The organism is Haloferax sp. Q22, from assembly GCF_001482285.1.
Lineage (GTDB): Archaea > Halobacteriota > Halobacteria > Halobacteriales > Haloferacaceae > Haloferax.
On the sequence record NZ_LOEP01000005.1, the window covers coordinates 227555 to 254384 of the forward strand.

Annotated in this window: 27 protein-coding genes and 1 tRNA gene; 15 read left to right on the top strand and 13 right to left on the bottom strand. The window is 65.0% G+C overall.

Going from position 1 to position 26830, the window contains the following annotated elements; genetic code table 11:
- Window positions 1–98 precede the first annotated feature (98 nt).
- Together AM590_RS02075 and AM590_RS02080 are read left to right on the top strand one after the other, a co-directional pair.
- Window positions 99–2684 (top strand): PAS domain S-box protein, encoded by a 2586-nt coding sequence (locus AM590_RS02075; RefSeq protein ID WP_058825987.1) that lies wholly within the window; start codon window positions 99–101, stop codon window positions 2682–2684.
- Between the two features lie 82 nt (window positions 2685–2766).
- A complete protein-coding gene (locus tag AM590_RS02080; protein WP_058825988.1) occupies window positions 2767–3894 on the top strand; it encodes a hypothetical protein in 1128 nt (375 codons plus the stop codon).
- A gap of 200 nt (window positions 3895–4094) precedes the next feature.
- Here AM590_RS02080 and AM590_RS02085 read toward each other — a convergent pair whose 3' ends face one another.
- Together AM590_RS02085 and AM590_RS02090 are read right to left on the bottom strand one after the other, a co-directional pair.
- Window positions 4095–4787 (bottom strand): helix-turn-helix domain-containing protein, encoded by a 693-nt coding sequence (locus AM590_RS02085; RefSeq protein WP_058825989.1) that lies wholly within the window; start codon window positions 4785–4787, stop codon window positions 4095–4097.
- Between the two features lie 219 nt (window positions 4788–5006).
- Entirely contained in the window at window positions 5007–5918 is a 912-nt protein-coding gene (locus tag AM590_RS02090) for a hypothetical protein (protein WP_058825990.1), read from the bottom strand.
- A 54-nt stretch (window positions 5919–5972) separates the two neighbouring features.
- Between AM590_RS02090 and AM590_RS02095 the strand changes: the two genes are divergently transcribed.
- Window positions 5973–6659, top strand: a complete 687-nt coding sequence (locus tag AM590_RS02095) for a lipoate--protein ligase family protein (protein ID WP_058825991.1) — start codon at window positions 5973–5975, stop codon at window positions 6657–6659.
- A 132-nt stretch (window positions 6660–6791) separates the two neighbouring features.
- Entirely contained in the window at window positions 6792–8081 is a 1290-nt protein-coding gene (locus AM590_RS02100) for a dihydroorotase (protein WP_058825992.1), read from the top strand.
- Window positions 8082–8114: 33 nt separating this feature from the next.
- On the opposite strand, the gene AM590_RS02105 is transcribed toward AM590_RS02100, so the two are convergent.
- On the bottom strand, window positions 8115–8567 hold the full coding sequence (locus tag AM590_RS02105; RefSeq protein WP_058825993.1) for a hypothetical protein: 453 nt from the start codon (window positions 8565–8567) through the stop codon (window positions 8115–8117).
- 131 nt (window positions 8568–8698) lie between these two features.
- Here AM590_RS02105 and AM590_RS02110 point away from each other — a divergent pair, with 131 nt between their 5' ends.
- Window positions 8699–9220: a hypothetical protein gene (locus tag AM590_RS02110; protein ID WP_058825994.1), complete on the top strand. Its 522-nt coding sequence runs from the start codon at window positions 8699–8701 to the stop codon at window positions 9218–9220.
- 64 nt (window positions 9221–9284) lie between these two features.
- Here AM590_RS02110 and AM590_RS02115 read toward each other — a convergent pair whose 3' ends face one another.
- Window positions 9285–10103 (bottom strand): DUF5806 family protein, encoded by an 819-nt coding sequence (locus AM590_RS02115; protein WP_058825995.1) that lies wholly within the window; start codon window positions 10101–10103, stop codon window positions 9285–9287.
- A gap of 120 nt (window positions 10104–10223) precedes the next feature.
- Here AM590_RS02115 and AM590_RS02120 point away from each other — a divergent pair, with 120 nt between their 5' ends.
- Both AM590_RS02120 and AM590_RS02125 read left to right on the top strand, forming a co-directional pair.
- Window positions 10224–10592, top strand: coding sequence for a universal stress protein (locus tag AM590_RS02120; protein WP_058825996.1), 369 nt, complete (start codon window positions 10224–10226; stop codon window positions 10590–10592).
- Window positions 10589–11143, top strand: coding sequence for a GNAT family N-acetyltransferase (locus tag AM590_RS02125; RefSeq protein ID WP_058825997.1), 555 nt, complete (start codon window positions 10589–10591; stop codon window positions 11141–11143). Before AM590_RS02120 ends, AM590_RS02125 begins: the two co-directional genes overlap by 4 nt.
- Window positions 11144–11179: 36 nt before the next feature.
- Here the strand turns inward: AM590_RS02125 and AM590_RS02130 are convergent, their stop codons facing one another.
- A complete protein-coding gene (locus AM590_RS02130) occupies window positions 11180–11635 on the bottom strand; it encodes a universal stress protein (protein WP_058825998.1) in 456 nt (151 codons plus the stop codon).
- A 101-nt stretch (window positions 11636–11736) separates the two neighbouring features.
- Here AM590_RS02130 and AM590_RS02135 point away from each other — a divergent pair, with 101 nt between their 5' ends.
- Both AM590_RS02135 and AM590_RS02140 read left to right on the top strand, forming a co-directional pair.
- On the top strand, window positions 11737–12198 hold the full coding sequence (locus tag AM590_RS02135) for a universal stress protein (RefSeq protein ID WP_172795739.1): 462 nt from the start codon (window positions 11737–11739) through the stop codon (window positions 12196–12198).
- Between the two features lie 91 nt (window positions 12199–12289).
- A complete protein-coding gene (locus AM590_RS02140) occupies window positions 12290–13546 on the top strand; it encodes a DHH family phosphoesterase (protein WP_058826000.1) in 1257 nt (418 codons plus the stop codon).
- A 63-nt stretch (window positions 13547–13609) separates the two neighbouring features.
- On the opposite strand, the gene AM590_RS02145 is transcribed toward AM590_RS02140, so the two are convergent.
- From AM590_RS02145 to AM590_RS02155, 3 genes are read right to left on the bottom strand one after another with little or no spacing between them, the layout of a single operon-like run.
- Entirely contained in the window at window positions 13610–14038 is a 429-nt protein-coding gene (locus AM590_RS02145; RefSeq protein WP_058826001.1) for a DUF5807 family protein, read from the bottom strand.
- 54 nt (window positions 14039–14092) lie between these two features.
- Complete coding sequence (locus AM590_RS02150) at window positions 14093–14530, bottom strand: hypothetical protein (RefSeq protein ID WP_058826002.1); 438 nt, start codon at window positions 14528–14530, stop codon at window positions 14093–14095.
- Between the two features lie 24 nt (window positions 14531–14554).
- Window positions 14555–14956, bottom strand: a complete 402-nt coding sequence (locus tag AM590_RS02155; protein WP_058826003.1) for a 30S ribosomal protein S6e — start codon at window positions 14954–14956, stop codon at window positions 14555–14557.
- Between the two features lie 154 nt (window positions 14957–15110).
- On the opposite strand from AM590_RS02155, the gene AM590_RS02160 reads away from it, so the two are divergent.
- Entirely contained in the window at window positions 15111–15413 is a 303-nt protein-coding gene (locus AM590_RS02160) for a rubrerythrin-like domain-containing protein (protein ID WP_058826004.1), read from the top strand.
- A 3-nt stretch (window positions 15414–15416) separates the two neighbouring features.
- Here AM590_RS02160 and AM590_RS02165 read toward each other — a convergent pair whose 3' ends face one another.
- Together AM590_RS02165 and AM590_RS02170 are read right to left on the bottom strand one after the other, a co-directional pair.
- Window positions 15417–15932: a high-potential iron-sulfur protein gene (locus AM590_RS02165; RefSeq protein ID WP_058826005.1), complete on the bottom strand. Its 516-nt coding sequence runs from the start codon at window positions 15930–15932 to the stop codon at window positions 15417–15419.
- Window positions 15933–16047: 115 nt separating this feature from the next.
- Window positions 16048–17142 (bottom strand): aminopeptidase, encoded by a 1095-nt coding sequence (locus AM590_RS02170; RefSeq protein ID WP_058826006.1) that lies wholly within the window; start codon window positions 17140–17142, stop codon window positions 16048–16050.
- A 141-nt stretch (window positions 17143–17283) separates the two neighbouring features.
- On the opposite strand from AM590_RS02170, the gene AM590_RS02175 reads away from it, so the two are divergent.
- The 5 genes from AM590_RS02175 to AM590_RS02195 all read left to right on the top strand — a co-directional run bounded on the left by AM590_RS02175 (window position 17284) and on the right by AM590_RS02195 (window position 21697).
- A complete protein-coding gene (locus tag AM590_RS02175; protein ID WP_058826007.1) occupies window positions 17284–18156 on the top strand; it encodes a RimK family alpha-L-glutamate ligase in 873 nt (290 codons plus the stop codon).
- A gap of 95 nt (window positions 18157–18251) precedes the next feature.
- Window positions 18252–19151 (top strand): phosphogluconate dehydrogenase (NAD(+)-dependent, decarboxylating), encoded by a 900-nt coding sequence (gene gnd / locus AM590_RS02180; protein ID WP_058826008.1) that lies wholly within the window; start codon window positions 18252–18254, stop codon window positions 19149–19151.
- Between the two features lie 165 nt (window positions 19152–19316).
- On the top strand, window positions 19317–19898 hold the full coding sequence (locus AM590_RS02185) for a 2Fe-2S iron-sulfur cluster-binding protein (protein ID WP_049905177.1): 582 nt from the start codon (window positions 19317–19319) through the stop codon (window positions 19896–19898).
- A gap of 197 nt (window positions 19899–20095) precedes the next feature.
- Window positions 20096–21562 carry an MATE family efflux transporter gene (locus AM590_RS02190; RefSeq protein WP_305728224.1) on the top strand — a complete coding sequence of 489 codons (1467 nt, stop codon included), beginning with the start codon at window positions 20096–20098 and terminating at the stop codon, window positions 21560–21562.
- 62 nt (window positions 21563–21624) lie between these two features.
- Window positions 21625–21697 (top strand) — tRNA-Arg (locus tag AM590_RS02195).
- Between the two features lie 302 nt (window positions 21698–21999).
- On the opposite strand, the gene AM590_RS02200 is transcribed toward AM590_RS02195, so the two are convergent.
- The 3 genes from AM590_RS02200 to AM590_RS02205 form a co-directional block, all read right to left on the bottom strand.
- Window positions 22000–22296 (bottom strand): hypothetical protein, encoded by a 297-nt coding sequence (locus AM590_RS02200; protein ID WP_058826010.1) that lies wholly within the window; start codon window positions 22294–22296, stop codon window positions 22000–22002.
- A gap of 1401 nt (window positions 22297–23697) precedes the next feature.
- Window positions 23698–24726: a site-specific integrase gene (locus AM590_RS19665; protein WP_082677628.1), complete on the bottom strand. Its 1029-nt coding sequence runs from the start codon at window positions 24724–24726 to the stop codon at window positions 23698–23700.
- A 411-nt stretch (window positions 24727–25137) separates the two neighbouring features.
- On the bottom strand, window positions 25138–26283 hold the full coding sequence (locus AM590_RS02205) for a Fic family protein (protein WP_058826011.1): 1146 nt from the start codon (window positions 26281–26283) through the stop codon (window positions 25138–25140).
- Between the last annotated feature and the right edge of the window lie 547 nt (window positions 26284–26830).

The following is a 26830-nucleotide window of genomic DNA, read 5'->3' on the forward strand; positions in this document are numbered from 1 at the left end:
CAAATGGCATGTAACCGACGGTCGGTGTCGGGGCGCGTCAGACACTCGTCAGTCCGGTATCACGTGAGATATATACAGGTTCCCGAACTGATACTGGTATGAGCGATTCCCGCGTCGTCCTCGTCGACGAGTGCCCGGACGGCCTCGTCGAGGCTGTCGAGCGACGCGGCTTCACGACCGAGATGTGTGCGGAAGACGCGGTGTTCGACGCCCTCGACGACGGGGTCGCCGGCGTCGTCCGCTGCGGCGACGTCGACACTGGGTTCGTCTCCCGCGTCCGCGACCGCGTCGGCGTGGTTCCGGTCTTTTTTCTCGTCACCCGCGGGGCCGCGACCGCCGGCGGGTCGGCCCACGGGAGCGGGGCCATCGTCGTCGACTTCCCGAGGACGCAGAAGGCGGCCGCCGCGGTCGCCGCGCGAATCGAGCGCACCATCGAGTTCTCTCGGTGGGCGTCGAGCGGGCGGGACTCGAACTCGTTGTATCGGACCGTCGTCGAGCAGAGCCACGACGCCATCTTCATCGCGCAGGACGGCGACTTCCGCTTTTGGAACCGCCGGCTGACCGAACTCACCGGCCGAAGCGACGACGAACTCGCCGAGACCGCGCTCCTCGACGTCATCCATACCGACGACCGGGAGAAGGTCAGCCGTATCTCCGAGACGCGGCGGCGGGGCGGCGACGCGCCCGTGAGCTACGAGGTCCGCCTCGTCGACGCCGACGGCGGCGTCCACGAGTGTGCGGCGAACGTCAAGGACATCGAGTATCACGGTTCGTACGGCGTCCTCGTCTCAATGCGCGACGTGACCGAACAGCGCGCGACGGAGGCGCAGTTCCGCGGTCTCGTGGAGCTGGCGCGGGATCTCGTGACTCTCGTCGGGACCGACGGGCGAATCAGGTACCAGAGCCCCTCCGTCACCGACGTCCTCGGGTTCAACCCCGGCAAGCTGGTCGGAAAGCCCGTCTCCGACCTGATTCACCCCGACGACTGGGAGCACGTGAAGGACGTCTTCGAACACGCGCTCCGGACGGGGGCCGACGGGACCGAGGCCGTCCGGTACCGCCACCGGAACGCCGAGGGGTCGTGGACGTGGCTCGAATCCGTGGGGAGCAACCAGGCGGACACCTCGGTCGGCGGGTTCGTCGTCACCTCGCGGAACGTGACCGAACAGCGGAGCTACGAACAGCGGCTCAAGCGGTACGAGACCATCGTCGAGAGCATCGGACAGGGTGCGTACGTGGTCGACGAGGCGGGCGTGATCCAGTTCATCAACGAGACCGCGCTGTCGCGGACGACCATCCCCATGTCGGCGTTCGTCGGCCGACACATCTCCGCGCTCCGCGACGCCGGCTATCTCGCCGCCGAACACTACGAGTGCGCCGAGGCCGCCCTCGACGCCGTTCTCGACGGCGAGAGCACCCGCGAGCGGTTCGAAATCGAACTGTCGCTTCCCGAGAAGAACTACGTGGTCGAGTTCACCGTCTCGCCCATCGTCGGCGACGACGAGGTCGAGGGTGCGGTGGGCATCTCGACGGACGTCACGGCGCGAACGCGGTACGAACAGCGACTCAACGCACTCCACGCCTCGACCCGGCGGCTGACCGGGGCGACGAGTCGCGAGGAGGTCGCCGAAATCGTCCGCGAGGCCGCCACGGAGGTCCTCGACTACGCAATTAGCGGTGTCCTCCTGTACGACGAGTCGCTAGACGCGCTCGTCCCGACGGCGTTCACGGACGAGGCGTGGGCGGTGTTCGGCGACGTGCCGCCGATTCCGCGGGGGGCCGGTCTGACGTGGGAGGTGTTCGAGCGCGGCGAACACAACCTCTACCGGGACGTGGGCTCGAACCCGCGGCGGTTCGTCCTCGACGCCGGGGTCAAAGAGGAACTTATCGTCCCGATTCCCGACCACGGCGTGTTCTTCGTCGCCTCTCTCGGCGATGACTCGCTGGCCGACCAGCGAATCGCGCTGGCGAAGGTGCTGGCCGCCAACACCCGCGCGGTCTTGGACCGGGTCGAGCGCGAACAGCAGCTACGTCGGCGCGAGCGCGAACTCGCCAGCCAGAACGAGCAGCTCGAATCGTTCGCGTCGGTCGTCTCCCACGACCTCAAGAACCCGCTGAACGCGGCGATGGGCTATCTCGAACTCGCCCGCGAGCGGTACGACGGCGACGAGTTGGACCGGGTCGCGACCGCCCACGAGCGGATGGCCGGTATCGTCGAGGACGTGTTGGCGCTCGCGCGCAACGGCCAGACGGTCGAGGAGGCGGAGCGACTATCGCTCGGGTCCGTCGCCGAGGCGGCGTGGACGACCGCCGCGAGCAACGCGCCGGAAGCGACGCTCGTCGTCGACGGCGACATCGCGGTCGACGCCCACCGTGGACGGCTTAGACAGCTCCTCGAGAATCTCTTTTCGAACGCCATCCGCCACGGCGGCGACGACGTGACCGTCAGTGTCGGCCCCCTCGCCGACCGCGACGGGTTCTACGTCGAAGACGACGGCCCGGGAATTCCACCGGACGAGCGTCCCCGCATCTTCGAGGCGGGCTACACCACGAGTTCCGAGGGGACCGGCTTCGGACTTAGCGTCGTCATGAGCGTCGTGAACGCCCACGGCTGGAGCGTCTGGTTCGTCGAGAGCGACGAGGGCGGCGCGCGGTTCGAAATCACGACCGAAAGCAACCGCTGACGGCCCCGAAAACAACCGCTGACGGCGCGGGAGTGTCGCCGCCGACGGCAATACTAATTGGCGGTCGTCCGAACGGAGCGCCATGGAAACCCCAGACGAGACGACGGTCCGTGCGGTAGAGTCGTGTCGGGACACGCTCCCGGAGACCGTCGACGGCGGGCGGGTGCTGTTCGGGTTCGACGGCTACATCGACCGCGTTCGGGAGTTCGTCTCCGAGCGGCAGTCGGCCGACGCCTACGAGCGGGTGCCGACGCTCGAAGCGTTCGCCGACCGCGTGAACGACTCGGTCGAAGCCGAGAGCTCCCTCTCTTTCGAGTGGCTTCAGGCGAACGTCCGAACCGGCGGACACGTGAGTCACCTCGCCCGCGCGTTCGACCGAATCGGGTTCGAGCCCGGGGTCGTCGGCTGTCTCGGCGACCCGGTCGAAGAGCCGTTCGTCGAGGAGTTCGGCCACCTCCCGCTGGAGACGCTCGGGTCGCCCGGCTACACCGATGCCGTCGAGTTCGACGACGGGAAGCTGATGCTCACCGAAATCGGCGCGCTGATGACGCTCGACTGGGCCGGAATCGAGTCGCGGGTCGGCCTCGACCGACTGGCCGAACTGGTCGACGGGACCGAACTCGTCGGGATGGGCTACTGGTCGGAGATGCCCGAGCTACCGGACGTGGCTCGCGGCCTCCGCGAAGAGCTGTGGCCGACACTGTCGGACCCGCCGGAGACGCTGCTGTTGGACCCCGGCGACCTCAGAAAACGGGAGCCGGAGGTGGTCGCCGCGGGCGTCGAACAGGTGTCCGCGCTGGACGACGCGGTTCGCGTCGTCGCGTCGGCGAACCGCTACGAGACGCGCTATCTCGCGCGGTTGGCGGGCGTCGAGAGCGACGACTTCGGCCGCGAGTCGCAGGCGGCGTTCGACCACCTCGGCGTCAGCCGCTTCGCGGGCCACGGCATCGAGGAGGCGCATCTCATCGATGACGAGGGGGCCGCGACCGTCGGCGTCCCCCGGACGGACGACCCGGTGTTGACGACGAGTTCCGGCGACCACTTCAACGCCGGCCTCGCGCTCGCGCACGTCCTCGACCTCGGCCGCGCGGAGTCTCTCGTCGTCGGCAACGCCGTCGCGGGCCACTTCGTCCGAAACGGGTCGCCGCCGACGTACGACGAGGTCCGGACGTTCGCCTCGGAGTACCTCGATTACTTCGACGCCACTTAAATACCGATTGTCCACACAAGGGTCAGATATATTACTAGAATCGACGTACCGATATGCGTCGGTGGCACCCCCCACACGGGCGCACCGCCGGAGAGACCGCAGGTCGCCTCCATCGCGGTTCACTATCGACACCACCGTGGCAATCCGCGCCCGATTGCCACATCCCCACCACGGTCCCGTTCTGACGCGTCGTCGGCTCTTCACTCGGACCGCGAGTCGCGGTCGATGTCGTCGATATCGTCTATCGCCGAACCCACGAGGTGCCGGAGCGCTCGCCGAAGTCGTTGCGAGAGCGCCTGTTCGGTGATGCCCAACCGGCTCGCGATGTCGTCGAGGCCGGTCTCTTTCGGCGTCTCGAAGTAGCCCCGTTCGAAAGCGAGCCGAAGCGCCGCGAGTTGCTTTTCCGAGAGGTCGCTGTCAGGAGGGTGGCGCTCGTCGAGGCGAGCCGGTTCCACCCGGCGCACGTCGATGTCGATGTCGCGGGAGAGACACGCGTCGTGGAACCGGGTCGTCAGCTCGTTCGACGCGAAGTACACCGACAGCGACCAGCCGTACCTCGTGCCGACCATCCGCCGGACGATGCCGTCGCACTCGCGAATCGCCGAGATGATATCGCCCTCGTGAGTCGACCACTTACAGCGGTAAAGTCGTCCCTCGGGGCCGTCGGAGACCGACTCGAAACACTCGATGTTCACGTGGTCGTCGAGGAACTCGTCGAGCGCCTCGCGGTCTCTTCCGCGGGCCACGAAGTAGGGAACCGGTTCGCCCGACACCGGGATACCACCGACAAACGTGAGTTCGAATTCCGGGTCTTCGAGCGTCGCATCGGGGGACGCGCCGACCAGTGGGTGGCCGAGTTCGACCTCGTACCCGGTGTCGCGGTCGTCGGTCATCGCGGCGCGGAGACGGCGGCGTCGAAGACCGAAACGACGGTGCACGTTCGTATATCGAGTCTCACAAACAAGGAAAAATACGGACGAGCGAAGGATATTTTTTGCGGAGACTCGTCCTTTCATAGTAAAGGGATTTAAGAACTGGCCCCAAAATAGAGGGGGTCGGTCGGTCGCCTCCGGGCGGCGCGCTCGTGTTAGTAGTAAATCATTTCTGTCGAATCAGTCGAGGCGCAGCGGGTCGTCGCTGGGCCGAATCGCGACCGACACCTCGTCGCCGACGGCGAAGTCGTGGCCGGGGCAGACGATTTTGGTTCCGAAATCGACGCGGGACGCGAATAGTGACAGCCCGTTGACTTTCTCGCCGTCCGCGAGCACGTCGAAACCGGCCCACGGAACGTCCCGACCGGCGGTCCGACCGACCGGCTCGCCGAAGAGCGACAACGACTGTTCGTCTCCGACGGGCGAGAGCGTGCCCCCGAACCCGTAGTGGGCGAGACCGCCGTCGAGGACGACGCCCTCGTCGCTGGCGAGGCCGACGAACTCGTCGGGACCGACCCCCGCGTCGGCGCGGTCCGGGGCATCGAGAACGACGAACGTCTCGGCCGTCTCGACGACGGTTCCCGTCCCGTCCCAATCGAGCGGCGAGACGGTCACGTCGGGCGAAACCGGGAGCGACCCTTGGGCGCGGTGGTGGTTCGCGTCCGCCGGGCGGAAGCCGAGATGGACGTGGTTTGCGACCCACGGAGCGAAAAAGCCGGAGCGGACCAGTCGCCCGAGCGAGTCGCCGACGGCGACCTCGTCGCCCGCGTGGACGCCGGGGTCGACGTGGAGGATGCGCGCGACCAGCCCCTCGCGCGGGTCGTCGGCGGCGTCGCCGAGCCAGTCCAGTCCGGTTGCGTCGGCATCGACATCGACGAGAGTGAGGTACTCGTCGTCGTGAGCGTAGGGTTTGTCGGGCGCGCGGACGGTCCGCGTCTCGCGGACGACGCCTGCGACGGGTGAGCGGGCCACCGGGTCGTCGTCGGCGACGTAGAGGTCGATTGCACAGCCGCTGTCGTGGGCGGGATACGGCGAGTTGTAGAGCGAGAAGCGCTCGAAGCGCGAGAGCATCGACCGCGGCAGTCGCAGCATGGTCGTCGGGACGGGACGGGTGCGCTTAGGTACGTCGGGGTGGTTCTCTCGGACATGCGCGTCATCCGCGGCCGCGGGCCCGACCGAGACGCAGACCGGGCGGTCACCGCGGCCATGCTCCGCGAGGCGGGCGAAACGGGCGAACCGGCCTTCCGAGCGTGGACACCGCACCGTCAGCTCGCGTTCGGCAGGCGCGACACCCGGGCTCCGCGGTACGACGAGGCCGTCGCCGCCGCCGAGGAACGCGGCTTCCCGGCCATCGAGCGCTCCGTCGGCGGCCGCGCGGTGGCCTACACGGGAACCACCGTCGCGTTCGCCCACGCGCTCCCGCTCGACGACGCCCGGACCGGACTCGACGCGCGGTACGAGGCCGGAACGACCGCCGTCGTCCGCGCCCTGCGAACTCTCGGTGTCCCCGCGCGGCGGGGCGAACCTCCGAAGTCGTACTGTCCCGGCGACCACTCGGTCCAAGCGGGCGGAAAGCTCTGCGGCATCGCCCAGCGGGTCCGCAAGGAGAGCGCGCTCGTCTCCGGCGTGGTCGTCGTCTCCGACCGCGACGAGATAGCCGACGTGCTCGCGCCCGTCTACGAGGCCATCGAGATCCCTTTCGACCCGGATTCGGTGGGCAGCGTCGCCGACGCCGGAGGGCCGGGAAGTCCGGATGCGGTCTGCGACGCCCTCGAAGCCGTCTTCGTCGGCGACGCGGACATTCGAGTCGAAGACGCGGCGGCCCTCGCGTGAGCGACTCCTGGCGGTAGCGACGACGGCCCGACGCAGCCCGACGCAGTCATTCCCCGAACCGCCGCCGCTCCCCCAATCGCCACCACTACCCGAACCGCCGGACTTAGCACCCGGCGCGTCGCACCCCCTCGTATGCGAATCGAGAACGCGACGCTGGCCGACGGCCGCGTGGTCGATGTCCGCGTCGAGGACGGGACCGTCGAGGCGGTCGGCGACCTCGACCCCGTCGCCGACGAGGAGACCGTCGACGCCGAGGAGAACCTGCTTCTACCGGGCGCTATCGACGTGCACGTCCACTTCCGCGAACCGGGCTTCGAGCACAAAGAGACGTGGGAGACGGGCGCGCGGAGCGCCGCCGCGGGGGGCGTGACGACCGTCGCCGACCAGCCGAACACCGACCCGACGACGACCGACGGCGCGGGCTTCGACGCGAAGGCCGAGCGCGCCGCGACGTCCTGTATCGACTACGGCATCAACGGCGGCGTCACCGCCGACTGGGACCCAGACAGCCTCCTCGACCGCCCGCTTTTCGCCCTCGGTGAGGTGTTCCTCGCCGACTCGACCGGCGACATGGGCATCGAGGCCGACCTGTTTTCCGAGGCCGCGGAGCGCGCCGGCGAGGCGGGCGCCCCCGTCACGGTCCACGCCGAGGACGCCGACCTGTTCGACGAGTCCGCCATCGAGGGCGACCTCGGTGGGGTCGGCCACGACGCCGACGCCGACGCGTGGAGCGCCTACCGAACCGCTGAGGCCGAGGCGGCCGCCGTCGAGCGCGCTGTCCGCGTCGGCGGCGAGACCGGCGCGCAGATTCACATCGCCCACACGAGCACGCCCGAGGGCGTCGACGCCGCCCGCGACGGCGGTGCGACCTGCGAGGCGACGCCGCACCACCTGTTTCTGTCCCGCGACGACCTCGCCGAGTTGGGCACCTACGGCCGGATGAACCCGCCGCTCCGGTCCGAGGCGCGCCGCGAGGCCATGTTCGAGCGCCTCGCCGACGGCCGCATCGACATGGTCGCCACGGACCACGCGCCGCACACGCGCGAGGAGAAAGAACAGTCGCTCCTCGACGCCCCGAGCGGCGTCCCCGGCGTCGAGACGATGGTACCGCTGCTTCTGGGCGCGGTCGTCGAGGGCGACCTCACCACCGAACGCGTCCGCGACGTGGTCGCAGCGAACCCCGCCGAGGTGTTCGACCTGCCGCGCAAGGGCCGCATCGAGGCGGGCACTGACGCCGACCTCGCGCTGTACGACCTCGACGCCGCCCGCGAGATTCGCGGCGCGGACCTCCACTCGAAGTGCGACTGGACCCCGTTCGAGGGCCACACGGGCGTCTTCCCCGAGTGGACGATGCTCCGCGGCGAGTTCGTCTGGGATGGCGACGGCTTCGGCGAAGTCGCCGGCGAGAACGTCCGCGACTAACCGGAGGCGGGAACCGACCGAGGGCCGGCCCGCTCAGAACCGCGCGGCCGCGAGCTGCGCGCCCTTCCAGCCGACGCCGACGAGCACCGCGAGCGGCGCCGTCAGGACGACGAGCGAGACGGCCGACCCGGCGAGGCCGCCGAGTCCGCCGAGTGCGGACGATGCGACGACGGTTGCGAGGAACCCGCCCACGGCGAGGGCCGGCGAAACCAGCGCGTAGGCGAACAGCCAGCGCTGGTTGCGAGTGAACTCGACGCCGTAGCCCGGCCCGGGAGGGATGAGCAAGCCGCCAGCGAGGAGGACGAAGCCGGCGACCCCGAACACGAGGAGGAAAAAGCCCGCGAGCCCGTGGGCGAAGCCGTCGCTACCGGGCGGCGGCGGGGGCATCGTGACGGCGGTCCGCCAGACGAACGCGAGGAGCGCGACCCCGGCACCGGCGACGGGGAGTTGGAGCGACCCGAGGACCGCACGGAGTGACCAGCGCATCGGGCCGACTGTCGGCGGGGAGACAGATAGCAGTTCCGTCGTCACCGGGTGTCGGGGCCCCGGTCGGGGACCGGACGAACCCGATGCAAGCGAATCCTTTTCCCGTCCGACACCCCGAGGGAGTGACACGCATGACCGACGAGCAGACGCCGCCCCGAGGTCGCGGCCCGAACGCGGACGAAACACACGCACTCACGGGACTGCTGTCGTTCTGGGAGACGGTCGTGGAGGACGCCGAGGCGACCGCGGCCGAGTACGAAGACGAGGGCTGGGAGACGCTCGTGCTCCACCCCGGCGACGTGACGGTGTTACCGCCGGCGAACCTGCCCGAAGCGACGGAGCGCGTCGGGTTCGACGTGCTCGTCCCCGGAAGCGAGTTCGAGTCGCTGTCGTCGTGGGTCGAGTCGGCCGAATTCGACCGCTACGACGTGTACCGCGCCCGCGAGGACGACACCGTGTTCGCCGTCTCTGTCGTGCAAGACGCCGCGGCGTCGAAGGCCGTCGTCGTCCCGCTGTACTACGGGCTGGACACGGTGGACGCGATGGTGACGCGAGCGCGAGAACAGGGCGAACTCCGCCTCTACGTCCGGCCGGTCGAGGCGGACCGACGCGTCGAGTTAGTTCAGTCGGACCCAGAGCCGATTTTCCCCTGACTTCGAGTCGACGGGGAGTCGGTTCGGGGCCAGTTCGAGGCCGGTGCGAACCGGCCGCGGGACCTCACTCCTCGTCCGACAGCTCTTCTTGTCGCAGTTCCGTGCTCGCCTCGCGGACCTCGCGCATGACGCTCGAAATGCGCTCTTCGGCTTCCAGTTCCTCTTCGACCGAGAGGTCCACGCCCTCGACTTCGAGCAGGAACTTGGCGATTTCCGTCACCTCGTACATCATCTCGTCGAGTTCCTCGGCGGTGAAAAAGCCGGACATCGCGCCGTAGAGGAACGTCGCGCCCGACTTCCGGACCTTGTCGCGGAACGCGGAACGTGCCTGATTGACCGCCTGCGGGGTGTAGGTGTCGGTCATGAAGGGGACGAGTTCGGGGAGGTTGTTCCCGATTTTCGTCATCTCGACGCCGGTCTCGGTCCGGAAGTCGGCGCAGAGTCGCGCGATGGCCCACTCGCGGGCCGTCACGTAGGTCCGCTGGCGGAGGAAGTCGTTGACGCGGTCGTACTGCGCGCCGTCAACCTTCTTGAACCGGGCGTACTTCTGTACGTCCTCGGGAACGGCGCCTTCGGCGGTTTCAGAACCTTCAGCGTCCGAATCTGCTCCGGCGGTGGCGGCCCCGGAATCGACTGAGTCGGTCTCTGAGTCGGTCGCGTCCTCGTCGACCGTATCGCGTTCGGCCGCGTCGGCGGTCGCCGCGTCAGTCGGGTCCTCGTCCATCGGTTCCGCGCCTGCCGTCTCCGCAGTTTCGGCCGACGCGTCTGCCATCTCCACGTCTGCCTCCGCTTCGTCCGCCTCCGCTCGCGCGTCCGCGCCGGGGCGAGCCGTCTCCTCGGCGTCGCTCGCGCCCGTCTCGAACTCGTCGGACTCGTCTGTCATACCGCGGGCTACCGCGGCACGGCCGAAAAGGGTTCCGCGACGTGCGGTCCCCTGCCGGCGGGGGTGTCGCCCCCCGATTCCGGGCAAGGGTTTTCTATCACGACCGCGAGATTGGGAATCATGAAGGTACTGCTCGGAATCGGTGGCAGCGACGATTCCATCCGAGCGCTCGAAAAGACGGTCGAACGGACGGCCAACGTGGGCGACGACCTCACGGTCGCCATCGTCGACAACCCGGCCGGCGAGCGCTCGCGCGAGGACATCGAAACGCGGGTGACGGAACTACTCGACGAGCGCGGCGTTGACGCGCCCGTCCGCCTGCTCGATGGCGACCCGGGGAGCGCCCTCGTGGACCTCGCCGAGAACGAGGGGTTCGACCAACTGGTGCTCGGCGGCGGGGAGACGAGCCCGATGGGGAAGATACAGATCGGTAGCATCGCGGAGTTCGTCCTCTTGAACTCCCACGTGACCGTCACTCTAGTACGATGAGCGACCGAACGTTCTCCGACGCCGTCGCCGACCCCTACGACGCGCCGCCGCTGTCGTTCACCGACAGGGAAGACCGCACCATCGAGGTGCGCGCGTACGACGGCTCCGACGAGGAGATGGAGGCGCTCGTCGAGATGTACGACGCGTTCGACCCCTCGGACCGCGCGCAGGGAATCCCGCCGGGGCGTGAGGACCGCATCCGCGACTGGCTGGAGAACATCCTCGACGAGGACTGCCTGAACGTCATCGCGTGGGACGGCGACGAGGTGGCCGGTCACGCGACGCTCGTCCCCGACGGCGACGCCTACGAACTCGCCATCTTCGTCCACCAGACCTACCAGCGCGCCGGTATCGGCACGCGGCTCATCAAGGCGCTGCTCGGCTACGGCCGGGTGTCCGGCGTCGAGAAGGTGTGGCTCACGGTCGAGCGCTGGAACCGCGCGGCGGTCGGCCTCTACCAGACCGTCGGCTTCGAGACGAGCGACGCCGAGAGCTTCGAGCTGGAGATGACCATCCGGCTCGCCGAACCTCCGGACGAAGAGGGCGGTTGAAAGCGACGGCGAGTCACGGCGACAACGACCTGCGGTTCAGACCGAGAGAACAGGCTGGCTGGCGTACAGAAGGACGTACTCGGCGGCCTTGGCGAGCACTTCGCCGGGGTCGCCCGAGACAGGTTCTCGGGGCACGACGATGAAGTCTGCGTTCAGCTCTTCTGCGGTGTCGAGGACGACGCTTCCGGGGTGGCGGAGTTTGCTCGTCCGCGAGAAGCCGTAGGCCACCGAGGTGGTGACGGGAACGTCGGCGTTTTCGGCGAGGGTCGAGACCGTGTCGGTGACGGCCTTGCTGTCCTCGGCGACGGCGTCCTCGTCGACGACGCCCTGCTCTATGGCACGGACGACGTCCTCGCCGAGGACGTGGACGGCGTGGACCGCGGCGTCGTACTCGGCCGCGACGGCGGCGGCGTACTCCGCCGCGCGCGTCGCCTCCTCGCTTTGGTCGACCGGCACGAGGACGAGGTCGATAGAGAGCGGGCGCGATGACATGCTTCCACCTGCGTCGGGCGACGACAAAAAACTCACCCCACGGTCCCGACGGTCGGCCGCCCCAGACTGGTTTTATGCCGCCCCACTGTGAACCCGTAGGCATGTTCGACACCATCGTCATCGCCACCGACGGTTCGGCGAGCGTCCGCCGGGCGGTCCGCGTCGCCGTCGACCTCGCAGAGCGGTTCGACGCGTCGGTCCACGCGCTGTACGTCATCGACGCCGGCGACGTGGAGACCGCGCCGGAGCGACTCCGCGACGAGATGCGCGACGCGCTCACCGAGCGCGGCGAGGAGGCACTCGCCGAGGTCGAAGCCGCGACCGACCGCGAGGTGACCGTTGCGGTGCGAGAGGGCCGCCCCGCCGCCGAGATTTCGAACTACGCCCGCGAGGTGGACGCCGACGCCGTCGCCATGGGCACTCGCGGCCGCCACGGCGAGAACCGCTTTCTCATCGGGAGCGTCGCCGAGCGCGTCGTCCGGACCTGCCCGGTGCCGGTGTTGACGGTCCGCCAGTTGGAAGACGGGACGACGGACTCCCTGCTGAGCGACGAGGCCGCCTGAGCGGTCGGCCGGCAGGGAGCGGCGACCGGTCGATAGCTGGCGAGCCGACCGAATCGGGAGGAGTTTTCCCCGTCGCGCCCGAGTTCGGCGTATGGAAGACGAGCTCATCGACAGTTCTCAGCTCTCGCTCCCCCGCAAGTCCGTGCTCCCCGGCGCCGGATTCTTCTACCCCGACTCGTTCGACGAGGAACGCGCCGAAGAGCGCGCCAAGGAGAAACTCGAAGACGCGTCGGTGGCGGTCGTCACCGACACCGACGCCGACGGCCTCGGCTGCGTCGCCCTCCTCCGGGAGGCGTACGACGCCGCTCTCGACGTGGCCGACTTCGAAGCACGCATCGAGGAGAAACTCAGCGACGACGAGGACAACGAGGAGGAAGACGAACCCGACCTCGCCGAGGAAGACGAGGAAGAGCGCCCGAAGTCGCCGGTCGCGCTGATGGGGTCGAGTCCGTACTCGCTCGAAGACGATCTCCAGCGCGTGGCCGACTACGCCCCCGAGGGCGTCGAGGTGTACGTCTGCGACCTCTGTCCGGACAAGTTCGAGTACGTCGAAGAGGAACTCGCCGCGCTCGTCGAGACGGCAGGCGAGATTCACTGGTACGACCACCACCAGTGGAAGCCGGAAGTCGCCGAGGCGGTCCGCGAGGCCGGCGTCGACCTCGTCGTCGGCGAGTCCGACGAGGAGTGTTCGACCGACGTGACGCTCCGCGAACTCGACTACGAGTTCGACGAGCGGTTTTCGGAACTCGCGGCCGTCACCCGCGACCACGACCTCTGGCTGAACGAAGACGAGCGGAGTCAGGACCTCGCGGACTACGCCTACTGGACCTCGAAAGAGGAGTACGTCGCCGTCGTCGGCGCGTACGGCGCGGACCTCCCGCCGGTCGTCGAGGAGTACATCGCCCACCGCCGCGTCGAAAAGGAGAACCTCATCCAGGCCGCCGTCGACCGCGCCGACCTGAAGACCGTCGGCGACTGGACGGTCGGCGTCACCTACGGCCGATGTTCGCAAAACGAGGTCGCCGACGCCCTCCGCGAGTCGGGGGCGGACGCGGCGGTCGTCGTCAAGCCCGCCGGGAGCGCCAGCATCCGCGGCTCCGACGACTTCGAGCGCTGTCACGAGGTCGCCGACCTCGTCAACGGCGGCGGCCACCCGAAGGCCGCCGGCTGTAAGCCCGACATCTACGACGACATGCTCGACTACGCCCACCACTGGACGACGCAGGGCGCGACGACGAAGCGCGTCATCCTCCGCGCGTTCGAGCAGGTCGCCGACGCGGTCGCGGAAGCGGAAGCAGAAACCGACGACGAGGCGGACGACGACGAAGGCGTCGAGACCGAACGCTAACGGCGAACGCGACTCCGAAACCGACTCCGAAGCGGAAAACTAGCGTCGAAAAACTGGGGCCGATTACGCGTCGTCGACGACCCAGCGGTCGGAGTACGTCGTGCCGCAGGTACACTTAGCGTAGGCGTGGACCACGTCGCCCACCTCGTAGATGCCGCCGACCTCCTCGTTTTGCGCCTCGGCGAACGAGAAGATGAACTTCACCTCGTGGTTCTCGTCTTCGGCCGCGTCGGGGCAGGTGCCGCCGCTCAGGTCGTCGTCGATGTCGCCGTCGTTGCCCATGGCGGTCTGGGCGAACTCCATGGCGTCCATGCCCGTGCCGGCCGCAAAGGCGCGGCGGCCGTCGTCGCCGGGGACGACGAGCACGTAGCCGTTTTCGACTTCGACGCCCATGTTCGGGAGTTTGCCCTGGCTGTCGAGGTACTCGTGGGTGAGATAGAGCGCCACGTCGTCGAGGCGCTCGCCTGCGAGGTACTCCGTTACCTTGCTCATACCCCGCCTAGAGCGGTCGGTGCGTAAAAGCGGCGTGTCTCGGAGTGCGACCGGTCACTCGTCGGACAGGCCGAACTTCTCGGCGATGCTCGAAAGCGAGTCGTTCGGGCGCTCGGTGACGCGGTACACCTGTCGGACCCCGGGTACCCGGAGGCCGTACTGGTAGCCGTCGTCCAGTTCGTCGAGTTCGACGGCATCGCCGTCAGCCCGGTCGTGTTCTCGGCACCACTCGACGAGCCGATTCTCGCCGTTGTTCGGGGTGCGTGCGAGACGCTTGTTGTCGTACGCGCCGCGAATCACGAGCCCCGAGGCGTCGGCCGAGAGGCGGGCGTGATAGGCGGTGCCGCCGAGGTGGAGCCGAACGAAATCGCCGTCTTCGGCGGTCACGCCGTCGGGGACGCGCAAACAGGGGCGACGGGTCCCGCCGCTCCGGGCGATGTTCGCGCGGAACGTCTGGACCGACGGATGGTCGGAGGGCAGTTGCTCTGGCACGGGAAAGAGAGGAGTGAGACGGCGTTATTCGTCCGCTTCTTCGTCGTCGCCCTCGCCGAAGGCGGCGGCGACGTCGCCCTCACCGGAGACGACCTTCGCGTTGATTTGGACGGTCTCGCCGGAGACCTCGCGGCCGCGGACGGTGACGCGCTTGCGCTCGCCGTCGCGGGACGGCTTGTAGCCGATGCCGTCTTCGGCGAGGATTTCCTTGAGCGCGCCGCCGGGCACGTCGGGGTGCATCGGTCGGCCGGCCTTGTCCGAACCGCCCGTCAGTTCGAGCGTGAAGCCGTCGAGACCGACGGCCGCGCCGTCGACCTCGTCACCGAGGTCGCGGCCGAGGAATCGGTTTGCGTCCTGTCCTTCGACGTCGACTTGGTAGGTCGCACCGGTGTCGGGGTCGGCGACGACGACCATGAATTCTGCCATGCGCGGATGAAAACGGTCGCGGATAAAAAGTACGTCGAAAGCGCGTCTCGGGACCGTACCCGGCGAATCGGGGCGAAACGGCCGAATTCGGCGGCGTCAGGGGGAACGACATGTACTGGTAAGAGTTAACACCTGACACAACATATATCGCCTCATGAGCAACGATATCACCACTCGTGAGCCTGCAGACCTCGTCAAAGCCAAATCCAGAGCGCTGGTCGGTCCCGAGCCGACAGACCTCGTCGAACGGTGCCCGTCGGAGTTGGTCGAGCGCCGGACCGACGCGCTCGTCGAACGCCGGACGGAGACGTTAGTCGAGGCGGAGCCGACGACGCTCGTCGAGCGCTCGTGGTACGAGTGTACCGCGTGCGGTCACCGGTCGGGACACGGCGTCTACGAGCGGGTCTGCCCGCGGTGCGGCGGGTCGCTGAAGAACATCGGCGTGGCCCAAGAGTGAGCCTCAGACGGCGTACGCAGTCTCATCTCCGTCTCCGCCCCCTTCTTCTGCTTCTGCTTCCTCGATAGACTCCCAGAGCGAACACCAGTCTTCGGGGTCGACGTAACCCTCGACCTTTGCACAGGCTCCGAAGCCGTCGCCGTTCTTGTCGGGGATGTACTCGGCGCAGTTGCCGCAGTCTCGTCCGGCCTCGGTGAGGCCCGCCTCGACGGCGTCGTCCGCCTCCTGGAACTTGACCGCCTCCTTCGTGAACAGGTCGTCGGGGTCCCGCCGCTCGTTCGCCTGCGAGAGGGCGGTCCGGTACGCCTCCGGAACCGGGCCGTGTTCGAACTCCTCCTCGGAGACGCCTTCAGGACGCTCCTCGCCGTGGTCGTCGTCCATCGCTTCGGTCGTCGTTGTCGGCTCCGTCTCGGTCTCCTGTTGGCCGCCACCGCCGCCGAGACAGCCAGCGATTCCCACAACTGCACCACTCCCCGCCAGTTCGAGGAACCGCCGCCTCGTTCGGACGAATCGTACCATAGCCGAAGACTACGTCCTCAGGCGGTTTCAGTAGGCGCAGCGTTATCACGAGCCATGGTATCTTAACCGTCACAACCCAGCAGACGGTGAGTTCAGAAAACGGCCCTGAGACGGCTTAGAACCCGTCTTCCCACCGGAACGTTCCGTTCCGCTGGACGACTTCCCCGTCGACTTCGATGCGCGAATCCTCGCTCATGTCGGTTATCATGTCTACGTGGACCGCGGACTGGTTGCCGTCTTCGCCCTCGGGGAGGCACGCGCCGTACGCCCGCCCGACCGCGAGGTGGATGGTGTCGCCCATCTTCTCGTCGAAGAGGATGCTGTCGGTAAAGCGGTCGATGCCGCGGTTCATGCCGATGCCGAGTTCGCCGAGGCGGCGCGCGCCCTCGTCGGTGTCGAGGATGCCGGCGAGCGCGTCCTCGCCCGTGCCCGCGGAGAAGTCGACCACTTCGCCGTCCTCGAACGTCAAGTGGACGTTCTCGACGCGTTGGCCCTCCAGCGTCATCGGCACGTCGAAGAACACCTCGCCCTCGACGGCGTCCTCGACGGGCGCGGTGAACACCTCGCCCGACGGGAGGTTGTGGGAGTCGTAGGCGACGGAGGCCGCGGAGTTGACCGCGGTTCGGCCCTCGATGGACATCGTGAGGTCGGTGTCCGCCTTGACGATGCGGACCTCCGACCCCGCGTCGAGCACGTCTTTCATGTTCGCCATCTCCTCGGCGAGTTCCGACCAGTCGCGGAGAATCGCGTCGTAGACGAAGTCCGCGTACTCCTCGAAGGACATGCCCGCCTGTTGGGCCGACGCGCGGGTGGGGTGGACCGTCGAGACCCAGTCGGTGTCCATGCGCGCCTCTTTGACCTCGCTCGTGGCGCGGCCGTAGGCCTGTCGCGTCTCGGTCGGCACGTCGGCGGTCGCCGCCGTGTTTCGGGTGCCGCCGAGGAAGAGCACCGAGTCGGCGGCCTCGTAGAGGGCGAGTTCGTGTTCGGGAAGCTCGAAGTCGCCGTCGTGCGCGCGGAGGTACGCCCGCTGGACCTCCTCGGAGGCGTACGTCGTGACGACGTTCGCGCCGCGCTCGCCGAGGGCGTCGGCGACGGCGACCGCGAGGTCGTGAGCCCCCTCGCCGACGGAGACAACCACGTCGTCGCCGGCCTCGATTCGCGCGCTCCAGTCGACGAGCACCGCGGCGTGCTCGTGGATGCGTTCGTCCATACGCGACCCTCGCGCGGGGCGGTAAAAACGTCGGCGTCTGCGGGCGTGAGGCCATCCACCGCGACCCCGACGCAAGCGATTTTCGGCGGACGGGCCGAGCGTTACAGAACGCTTATCGCCCGATATCTGCCATCCACCGCCGTGACTTCCATCGCACTCGCCACCTCCGAGGACCTCCCGGGGCTCGTCGACGACGACGCCTCGTTTCTCGCTGCGCTCCGGGAGCGTGACGTGGCGGCGGAGCCGGTCGTCTGGTCGGATGAGTCGGTCGACTGGGGCGAGTTCGACGCCGTGGTCGTCCGGTCGATTTGGGACTACTACCGGCATCCGAAGGCCTACGCCGCGTGGGTCGACCGCCTCTCCGACGCCGACTGCGCGGTGTGGAACCCGCCGGCGACGCTCGACTGGAACAGCCACAAGTTCTACCTGCGGGGCCTCGCCGACGTCGGCGTCTCGACGCTGCCGACCGAGTACGTCGAACGCGGCGGCGACGTGTCCCTCGAAGCCGTCTTTGAGACGCGGGGCTGGGACGAGCTCGTCGTCAAACCCGCCGTGAGCGCGGGCGCGTTCGAGACGAGACAGCTGAGTCGCGCGGAGGCCGTCGACGCCCAGTCGTGGGTGGACGACCTCGTGGCGGAGAAAGACGTGCTGGTTCAGGAGTTCGCGCCGGACATCGAAGACGGCGAGTGGTCGCTCGTCTTCTTCGGCGACGAGTTCAGCCACGCGGTGGTCAAGCTCCCCGAACCCGGCGACTACCGCGTCCAAGAGAAACACGGCGGGAGCGTCCACGTCGAGGAGCCGAGCGAGACGCTGCTCGACAACGCCCGGCGCGTCGTCGACGCCGTCTCGGCCCACCTCAGCGGCGACCCGCCGCTGTACGCCCGCGTCGACGGTGTGGAGCGCGGCGACGACTTCCTCCTCCTCGAAGTCGAGCTTATCGAGCCCGAACTGTTCTTCCGGACCGACGCCGCCGCCGGCGACCGATTGGCCGAGGCGCTGTTGGCGCGGCTCTGAGCGGTCGGTACCGACGGCGGAACGGTCAGTCTCGACGGCGACCGCGCACGCGCCAAACCACAACCACTACCACCCCCCGCGGACGATGCCGACGCATGCAATTAGGCGTCATCGGCCTCGGCCGGATGGGACGCATCGTAGTCGACCGAGTGCTCGATGCCGGGCACGAGGTCGTGGCCTTCGACCTCTCGGCGGAAGCCGTCGCGGCGGCCGCCGACGCGGGTGCCGAACCCGCGGACAGCGTCGCCGACCTCGTCGACCGACTCGGCGACGACAAGCGAATATGGCTCATGGTCCCCGCGGGCGACGCGGTGGACGCGACCCTCGACGACCTCGACCCGCACCTTGACGGGGACGACGTGGTCGTCGACGGCGGCAACTCCCACTTCGAGGAGTCCGTGCGGCGCGCCGAGGCGTGCTCGGCGGCCTACCTCGACTGCGGCACCTCCGGCGGCCCCGCTGGTGCCGAACTCGGCTTCTCGCTCATGGTCGGCGGCCCGCAGTGGGCCTACGACGAGCTGTCCCCCGTCTTCGACGCCGTGGCGACCGGCCCCGCCGGCCACGGCCACATGGGCGAGTCCGGCTCCGGCCACTACGTGAAGATGGTCCACAACGGCGTCGAGTACGCGCTGATGCAGGCGTACGGCGAGGGCTTCGAACTGCTCGCCGAGGGCCGCTACGACCTCGACCTCGAATCGGTGGCTCAGACGTGGAACAACGGCGCGGTCATCCGCTCGTGGCTCCTCGAACTCTGCGAGGAGGCGTTCCGCGAGGAGGGAAGCGACCTCGGCGACGTGGACGACTACGTTGCGGGCGGCTCGACGGGCACGTGGACGGTCCAGGAGGCGCTCGAACAGGAAGTCCCGGTCCCGCTCATCTACCAGTCGCTCGCTGAGCGGTTCGGCTCCCGCGCCGACGACCGCTTCTCCCGCCGCCTCGCCAACCGGCTCCGGTACGGCTTCGGCCGTCACGAGGTCGCGCGGAAGGACGACTGAGACGGTCGTCCCCGGCGAACTGCCCCGGCGCGACCGCGACAGGCGCCTCGCGCCCACGATATTGTGGGAACCCGCGTGAGACCCTCATCTCGGCGGTGAAATCGACCGCCCGCGGGTGCCGCCACAATCACAATTTCCTTAACCCCTCCCTCCATATCCGCCGGTATGGCAGTCATCAGTCTGGTGGGTGTCGGGGCCGGATTGGTCCTGGTACTCCTCGCCGTCGCCCTGCACTATTCGAAGGGCACCGGCTGGGAGCCGACCGCCGACATCACACAGGAAGTCCTCGAACGCCGCGCGGCGACCGTCGCAGAGACCGACTTCCCCGAGCCGATGAACCGTTCCATCGGCGGGGGCGGCGGCGTCGCCGCGGTCGCGGGCGGCGAAGAGGGCGCCGAGCTCGAAGGCGAGGAGGCCGAAGAAGAGCCGAGCCCCGCCGACATGCCCGAAGACGAAGTCGAATACTTCGAAGTCGAGTTCGTCAAGCAGGGCGAGACCATCGAACTGGCGAGCAACGAGACCGTGCTCGACCAGGGTGAAGACGCCGGGATGGACCTCCCGTACGCGTGCCGACAGGGTTCCTGTGTCTCCTGTGCTGCGAAGATTACCAACGGCCCGGCCGAGGAGTACATCACGCACCACACGCAGGAGACCCTCTCCGACGAGGAGATGGACAACGGCTACACGCTGACCTGCGTCGCCTACCCGAAGGCCGACTTCGCCATCGAGACCGGCGAAGCGCCGTAACGCGACGACCGCAACCACCCACCGTTTCTCTCGACGCCATTCGTTCGTGAGCCGTCGTCGCCGCTTCTGCGAATAGCCTCCGCGTCGTCGGGCGCGGTCGCTTACGCGGGAATCGCTCCCGCCCGCCGCCGACGGTCTCCCCGGGCGACGACGCCTATCGACGCTTTCAAACGCTCTCCGCGTGTCTCACCTGTTCAGTGTCCCTCCCCGAAGGAGGTTCCCTCACCGAAGGTGACCTCAAACGGCCGATGTTCGAACTGGCGTGGCCCATTATCGTCACCGAACTCCTTCAAGTGGCGTACAACCTCGCCGACACCGTCTGGCTCGGTCGGCTCTCGACCGACGCCGTCGCCGCCATCAGCCTCGCGTTTCCCCTCATCTTCCTGCTCATCTCTGTCGGCGGCGGCTTCACCGTCGCCGGGAGCACGCTCGTCGCCCAGTACACCGGCGCGAAAAGCGAGGGCTCGGCCGGGACCGTCGCCGGACAGACGCTCACGTTCATCACCGTCATCGCCGTCGTCGTCGGTGTCATCGGCTTTTTCGCCACCGACGCGATGCTCGGCGTCCTCCCGAGTTCGGAGGCGACCGCCGGGCAGGTCATCCCCCTCGCCGGCGACTACATGCGCGTGTTCTTCCTCGGCCTGCCGTTCCTGTTCGGCTTTTTCGTCTTCTCCGCGCTCATGCGCGGCTACGGCAACACCCGCGCCCCGATGGTCGTGATGTTCATCAGCGTCGTCATCAACATCGTCATCGACCCCGTGTTCATCTTCGGCTTCGACGCCAACCCGCTGTTTTCGATGCTCGGATTAGAGGGCCTTCAGGCGAGCCTCTTCACCGCCACGGGCTTCGATGGCTTCAAAGTCGCCGGCGCGGCGTACGCGACGGTCCTCTCGCGCGCCGTCGCCACCATCATCGGCATCTACGTCATCTTCGGGACGAGCGCCGGCCCCGACGTACAGCTCGGCGACTTCCGCCCGCAGTTCGAGTACATCAAGAAAATCGTCGATATCGGCGTCCCGAGCGCCATCGAGCAGTCCGCCACCGCCCTCGGCTTCATCACCCTCACCGCGATGGTCGTCACGTTCAAGCCCGAAGTCGTCGCCGCGTTCGGTCTCGGTAACCGCCTCACGTCGCTGGTGTTCCTCCCGGCGCTCGGTCTCGGACGGGCGACGAACACTATCGTCGGCCAGAACCTCGGCGCGCAGAAACCCGACCGCGCTGAGAGCGCCGTCTGGCTCGCCGCCAAGGTCGGCGCGAGCGTCATGCTCGTCACCGGCGTCCTCGCCTACGTCTTCGCCGAACCCATCGTCGCGTTCTTCCTCCAGACCGGGACAGCCTCGGCCGCACAGACCATCGACCTCGGCGTCGAGTACATCCGCATCCGAGCGTTCGAGTTCGGCTTCATCGGCGTCCTGCAGGTCGTCCTCGGCGCGTACCGCGGCGCAGGGAACACGAAGACTGCCCTCGGGTTCTCGCTGTTCGCGCTCTGGCTGGGCCGCGTGCCCATCGTCTACCTGCTTTCGTTCCAGTTCGGGTTCGCCGAGACGGGCATCTGGCTCGGAATGGCCGTCGGGCAGATTCTCGGCGCGATTGCGGCCACGGCGTGGTTCACCCGCGGGACGTGGAAACACAGCGTCGTCGACGCCGACGCGACCGGAACATAATCGGCCGCCGGCGCGGGTTCCACAACGGTTTTACGTCGGTGCCGTGTAGCTCTGCCCGCTGAGGGCCCGTAGCTCAGTGGACAGAGTGCTTGGTTCCGGACCAAGATGTCGCGGGTTCAAATCCCGTCGGGTCCGTTCTACCCTTAGACGCTCCGCATTGACCGTACAGAGGCGTCCTTGGTCCGAAACCAACCACTCTGTCAACTGAGATTTGAACACTCTGCGTGACGCGCCTTACCGCCGTCGTGGATTCCACTAGATTCGAACACAGTATTCTACAAGTAGATTTCTCAGTAGAATCAGAACATACGTATCATATACAATTCCCAACCGCCCCAAGCGACGAGACCCAACACACAGAGAGATAGAAGACACTCAGGATTTGGGGCTATACACGACGAAATGAGCTATCGGAGGGTACTGCAGAGACTACCCGACTACCGACCACCGTACCCCTTCGAGATCGCCATCGACACGAAGATCAGGAACAGAGCGAGTACGATGATCGTGTCCATGATGCCCCAGAGACTCGAAGCTCCCGAAGACCAATTGGTGGTACTCACACCCACAACCTCACTAATTGCGATGGGGAAAAGGAACGATGCGACAAGCGCACCGACGGTGAGACCTACGACTGTCGTGATCACCTTGTTCATCTGAGCTTGTCCGCGATCCTCACCAGAGACGTATGCCTCAGCAAGAGACCGGGCGAGCCGAATCTTATCTGGAATCATTACATCTGAACCGCAGATACCAGAGTGTAAAAGACTGTTTAGAGGCCCATTACTCACCGATTACGGGACTTTAGGCCTTACTCGGATGAGTATCCATACAGCGGGGAACGTACTGAGATCCACACGCTATACCTGAAACACGGACACTACGTACAGATTTAGATACTCCACAGTAGAACGAGACCGATACCACTCTCAAAGAGACTACTTGCTTAGTTATTCATGCAGAGGCACATAACTAATTAACAGAATAGAATAGGAAATCTCAGGCTGGATTCACCAACGAGACCTATCGTGTGTGTAGCGGGAATGAAGGGGAGAATTTGTACTCTATCTGGAGAATTGAGAGTTATCTATAGCTTCTGAAGGAGTGGTAGGGGTGAAAAGTAGTCCCGGTACAGGACAACCGAGACTGAGACCCTACCTGAAAGATAGAACAACCAAGATCACATGCGAATTGTCGTGGTAGTTCCCGTCTTCTGTGGGACCGTGATTTCTCACGGCAAACTATACTCGGAGATTAGAACTAGTAAACCCTTCTCCCGATTCTATACGCGCTTCCGTCCACTCCCTCCGGTCGTTGGGTCCGGGTCGCTACCGCAACTGCAACAGCTTCTCGAAGGCGATAGGAGAGACCAGATCCCACCGTGTCCGATAATACACCAAGAGTCGGTCAGAATAGACAGCCAACAGCTGTAGATCACAGGGAGAATGGGATATCCCAGCGTGTTTCTGACCGGTATGCAGAGTAAGCGGTTAGGATCTGTATCTGGAAATAAGAGGGAAGGGACTCTAGGGATAGGAGTTTAGATCTAAGACTATAATATTTAAATATAAATTCTATATCTATATTCTATATTACCGCAGTATATTCACCGAGACCCTCTGGTTGGGGTTCCTCCGACCCTGCGGGAATACGTCCACTTCGTTGGGTCCGTTTCTCTCTCAGTCGTCTCTGGACTCTTTCGAGAGTCGGACCGGGAGAACGTCCCGTTAATGCCCTCTGTCTTGTCCACCTATCCCGAATCCCAACGAGGGTAGCCCAGAAGTCTGGGTTGGTGCATACGCAGTCGGACCCTAATCACAAAGATTCCTGATACGGGTTTAGCGGACGGGCAACGACGTTAAGTCAATAGAACGAGTAGAGCCAACTGTTCTTAGTTGGGGTTCTACCCATCCCATTTTCTTAGTTCGCTACTGGTTAGTCAGATAGTGGACTGTAAAAGGGTAACGTGACTCCCCCCGTCACAGATTTACTTTACGTTAGTGTGACCGATTCAATCACACACCTAATTCGGCACGTATAGTACCAAAATAGAGTCTCCAACACTAACAAGACCGATTACACAGAGAGTCAGAACCAGTACCCAAAAGATAGGCTATACTCACATTAGTCCCGATTCAGATGTTACTCAGGTATCCCCTCCGTTGCTCTACTTTCTGTTCTTCAGATCGCTGATCGTAGTGCTTCGAGAGAACCTGAGAACCCACATTCATCCGATCACTCACAACCTTCTCAGGAATATCCCGAGAGAGAAAATGCGTGATACTCCCCCGTCTCACATCGTGCGGAGAGACTGAAGAAGGACACTTACTTGTACTTTTTCGGTGATCATCCGTCGCCTCACACGTTTCTATCTCCCGACCGTGTGGACACTCTCCTGTGTACTCACAAGGCCGTGTGAGACGGTACACATTCTCTCGTATAGCTGTTCGAGACACACGTCCCTGAGACGTACTGAATAGTGGTTCACGACCGTAGTCGTCGCGCTTGTCGGGTCTCCTGTGTTCTATCCAGTCTGTAAGCACCTCACACGTATCTGGTCGGAGAGCAACCAGTCTCTCCCCCTCAGATCCATTCTTGAGTGGAGTATCTTGTTCTGGTCTATGTCGTAGTCTAATCCGAGCCTGTGGCTCATCGTAGTCCTGTAGATCAAGCCCACGTGCGGCACCGAGACGGATTCCGGTTCTCCAGAGTAAGAGTAGAAGCGTGTGTCTGAAAGAAGCGTACTCGAACCGGTCTAAGTAGTCCAATATCGCCGTAGCTTCCTCATTCGTGAGGATCGTTTCCTTGTGGTCCTCATTCGGTGAGAGAGACGGAGAGACAACAGACTCACTCAGGTTGTTCCTTACGGCGTCAATCCTCTCACAGAAGCGAATAAACACACGTATAGTATCCATCTGAGTCTTCAGACTCACGTTAGATAGGTTTCCTACCTCACGTCTCCAGAGTCGGTACTGATGCATCATACGTCCACTCAGGACATTCAGATTCTCTATGTCCTCTCTGTCACACCACCGCTGGAAGTAATCCAGTCGGTATCTGTAGGCTTTCAGCGTCGCCTTCGATACTTCCGTCTCTCTTTCCTGTAGGTACATATCGACCGCTGTTGATGGATCGATAGGTTCCAAGTCGTGTTGATCTCGCATGGTCCTGTTTTGCGGAACCACTCGAACAGCAAGACACAAGATAGAGCACCTCTAACCCCCGTATACGGGTTTATTTCACTCTATGTCGCGGGTTCAAATCCCGTCGGGTCCGTCATTTTCTAAAACCACATGTACAGAGCATAGAGGCTCCAGAAAGCTTCTCGAGAGTTAGGCTAACGAACTGCCTATGATTTCGTTCGTCCCTTCACACCTATTCCATCGTGAGTTCTGGAAGCTGCTCCTGAAACAACCTGTCCAGAACCGCCCACAGAATCTCTGTCGGAATCTGTTTCTCGAACTCAGCCGCCTCGTGATTGGTCTCTTCCAATTCCGGGAGGTAATACTGAAAGAGAACCGCTCCAAGTTCGGGATGGTCCCGGTTTATGACTTAAACCTTCGCGCCGAAGCGACCTACTCGAACACGTCGAACACTTCGACCGCTTTGTACTCTTGGCCCCAGTCGGCCCCAGTCACTTCTTCGATGAGGCCGGCGTCTTCGAGATTCTCGACGACATTGTACGCCGTCCCACGCGACACGTCCAGTTCTCGCACGATGTCGTTCGCCGTGAAGTACGGAACTGCAAGTAATTTGCGGGCAAACCTGTCTGTCGACGTGCTTCCCGAGTATTCTGTTTCGTACTTCGTTTGGAGTTCTTTGAGCGCCCACGTCCGGTCGTACGACTCTTCGGCCTGCGACCGGAGCGCTTCGAGGAAGAAGTCGATCCACTCGACCCATTCGCCCTGCTCGCTCACGGCGCGCATCTTCTCGACGTACGCGACCTTGTGCCGGTTGAAGTAGGCACTCGGGTAGATGTACGGGCTCTCAATGTAGCCCTGGTCGACCAGATAGAGGATGATGATGAGTCGGCCGAGACGGCCGTTCCCGTCCGAAAACGGGTGAACCGTCTCGAAGAAGTAGTGGATAATCGCGGCATCGACAAGTGGGTGGTACTCGCCGTCTGCCTCGACGTACTCGACGAGCGACGACATGAGAGGGCCGAGAGACGACGCCGAGGGAGGAACGAATGGGTCTTTGGCTGGGTTCGGACTGTTGAGCCGGACCATGTGGTCACGGAACTCCCCGGCGACATCACCCTCGTTACGGACGCCGTCGAGAAGCATCTCGTGGAGACGCGTAATCAGCTCAAGCGTGATTTCCTCACCACGTTCGATGTGCTCGATACCGTACAGGAGCGCGTCTTCGTAGTTCAGAGCTTCACGCAAGTCCTTGCTTTGCGGTTCGGCATCGGCGTTGTCTCCGTGCTTCGTGTGGAACGCGGCGACGTCTTGATAGTCGACTTCCGCACCCTCGATACGAGCCGACTCGACTGCCTCGATTCGGATGAGCGTCGTGTAAAGGACGGCCGCGAAATCGACTGTCGAGCTAATGCCATCGACACGGCCAATCTGATAGGCTGCGTCGGCGACGAGGCCGTGTGTCTCGACGGGAATCTCGATTTTTGGCTCCGGAGGAAGCGGGTCTGGCGAGTAATACGGACGTGGGTGATACTTAACGTACTTCCCCGGTGCCTCCTTCGGGAGCTTCTTCGTCCGCATTTTTTCGTTATACAGGGCGAGAACATGTATAACTATTCATATACCAATTGAACAAAATTGAGAAGACACCGCAGCATGTACAGAGTGACCCATAAAATTTCGAATGGCGGTCGTCAAGACCGGCGTTTGTAAACCGTCTATTTAAGCAGATGAACAAGTGTTGCTGTGCGAGTCTTCATTGTCTACCACTAGCGATGAGATTTGACAACGAGTCATTCTAGCCGAGAGGTCAAATACCGACGTTCGGATTTCGAACGAACCGAATCCAAAATGCGATCTACTGACCACGTTGAAAATGAACGGTACATCCCCTCAAACCCCTGAAATGTAGGCCCCGTCCGTCCACTGCACGAAAGCCCGCTGGGTCCGTTCGCTTCGCTTATTCCCCCGACGGAGTCACGTTCGCTGACGCTTACGTGACTCCCGTCAGGGCCGTACAGTTTTGGAACGCTTTAGAGGGCTGTGTTGAATCGCCATACGGCGTAGGTTTTCACTGTTTCACGGCACGCTTGATGTTGTAAACGACACACATCAGGGCAATCTCACG

Excerpts from the sequence above, each read along its gene's own strand:
- gnd (WP_058826008.1), top strand. The coding sequence starts at position 18,252 with ATGCAATTAGGCGTCATCGGCCTCGGCCGGATGGGACGCATCGTAGTC.
- AM590_RS02095 (WP_058825991.1), top strand. The coding sequence starts at position 5,973 with ATGCGCGTCATCCGCGGCCGCGGGCCCGACCGAGACGCAGACCGGGCG.
- AM590_RS02185 (WP_049905177.1), top strand. The coding sequence starts at position 19,317 with ATGGCAGTCATCAGTCTGGTGGGTGTCGGGGCCGGATTGGTCCTGGTA.
- AM590_RS02145 (WP_058826001.1), bottom strand. The coding sequence starts at position 14,038 with ATGAGCAAGGTAACGGAGTACCTCGCAGGCGAGCGCCTCGACGACGTG.
- AM590_RS02120 (WP_058825996.1), top strand. The coding sequence starts at position 10,224 with ATGAAGGTACTGCTCGGAATCGGTGGCAGCGACGATTCCATCCGAGCG.
- AM590_RS02080 (WP_058825988.1), top strand. The coding sequence starts at position 2,767 with ATGGAAACCCCAGACGAGACGACGGTCCGTGCGGTAGAGTCGTGTCGG.
- AM590_RS02130 (WP_058825998.1), bottom strand. The coding sequence starts at position 11,635 with ATGTCATCGCGCCCGCTCTCTATCGACCTCGTCCTCGTGCCGGTCGAC.
- AM590_RS02090 (WP_058825990.1), bottom strand. The coding sequence starts at position 5,918 with ATGCTGCGACTGCCGCGGTCGATGCTCTCGCGCTTCGAGCGCTTCTCG.
- AM590_RS02155 (WP_058826003.1), bottom strand. The coding sequence starts at position 14,956 with ATGGCAGAATTCATGGTCGTCGTCGCCGACCCCGACACCGGTGCGACC.
- AM590_RS02170 (WP_058826006.1), bottom strand. The coding sequence starts at position 17,142 with ATGGACGAACGCATCCACGAGCACGCCGCGGTGCTCGTCGACTGGAGC.
- AM590_RS02135 (WP_172795739.1), top strand. The coding sequence starts at position 11,737 with ATGTTCGACACCATCGTCATCGCCACCGACGGTTCGGCGAGCGTCCGC.
- AM590_RS02115 (WP_058825995.1), bottom strand. The coding sequence starts at position 10,103 with ATGACAGACGAGTCCGACGAGTTCGAGACGGGCGCGAGCGACGCCGAG.
- AM590_RS02140 (WP_058826000.1), top strand. The coding sequence starts at position 12,290 with ATGGAAGACGAGCTCATCGACAGTTCTCAGCTCTCGCTCCCCCGCAAG.
- AM590_RS02165 (WP_058826005.1), bottom strand. The coding sequence starts at position 15,932 with ATGGTACGATTCGTCCGAACGAGGCGGCGGTTCCTCGAACTGGCGGGG.
- AM590_RS02110 (WP_058825994.1), top strand. The coding sequence starts at position 8,699 with ATGACCGACGAGCAGACGCCGCCCCGAGGTCGCGGCCCGAACGCGGAC.
- AM590_RS02075 (WP_058825987.1), top strand. The coding sequence starts at position 99 with ATGAGCGATTCCCGCGTCGTCCTCGTCGACGAGTGCCCGGACGGCCTC.
- AM590_RS02105 (WP_058825993.1), bottom strand. The coding sequence starts at position 8,567 with ATGCGCTGGTCACTCCGTGCGGTCCTCGGGTCGCTCCAACTCCCCGTC.
- AM590_RS02200 (WP_058826010.1), bottom strand. The coding sequence starts at position 22,296 with ATGATTCCAGATAAGATTCGGCTCGCCCGGTCTCTTGCTGAGGCATAC.
- AM590_RS19665 (WP_082677628.1), bottom strand. The coding sequence starts at position 24,726 with ATGCGAGATCAACACGACTTGGAACCTATCGATCCATCAACAGCGGTC.
- AM590_RS02085 (WP_058825989.1), bottom strand. The coding sequence starts at position 4,787 with ATGACCGACGACCGCGACACCGGGTACGAGGTCGAACTCGGCCACCCA.
- AM590_RS02160 (WP_058826004.1), top strand. The coding sequence starts at position 15,111 with ATGAGCAACGATATCACCACTCGTGAGCCTGCAGACCTCGTCAAAGCC.
- AM590_RS02205 (WP_058826011.1), bottom strand. The coding sequence starts at position 26,283 with ATGCGGACGAAGAAGCTCCCGAAGGAGGCACCGGGGAAGTACGTTAAG.
- AM590_RS02100 (WP_058825992.1), top strand. The coding sequence starts at position 6,792 with ATGCGAATCGAGAACGCGACGCTGGCCGACGGCCGCGTGGTCGATGTC.
- AM590_RS02125 (WP_058825997.1), top strand. The coding sequence starts at position 10,589 with ATGAGCGACCGAACGTTCTCCGACGCCGTCGCCGACCCCTACGACGCG.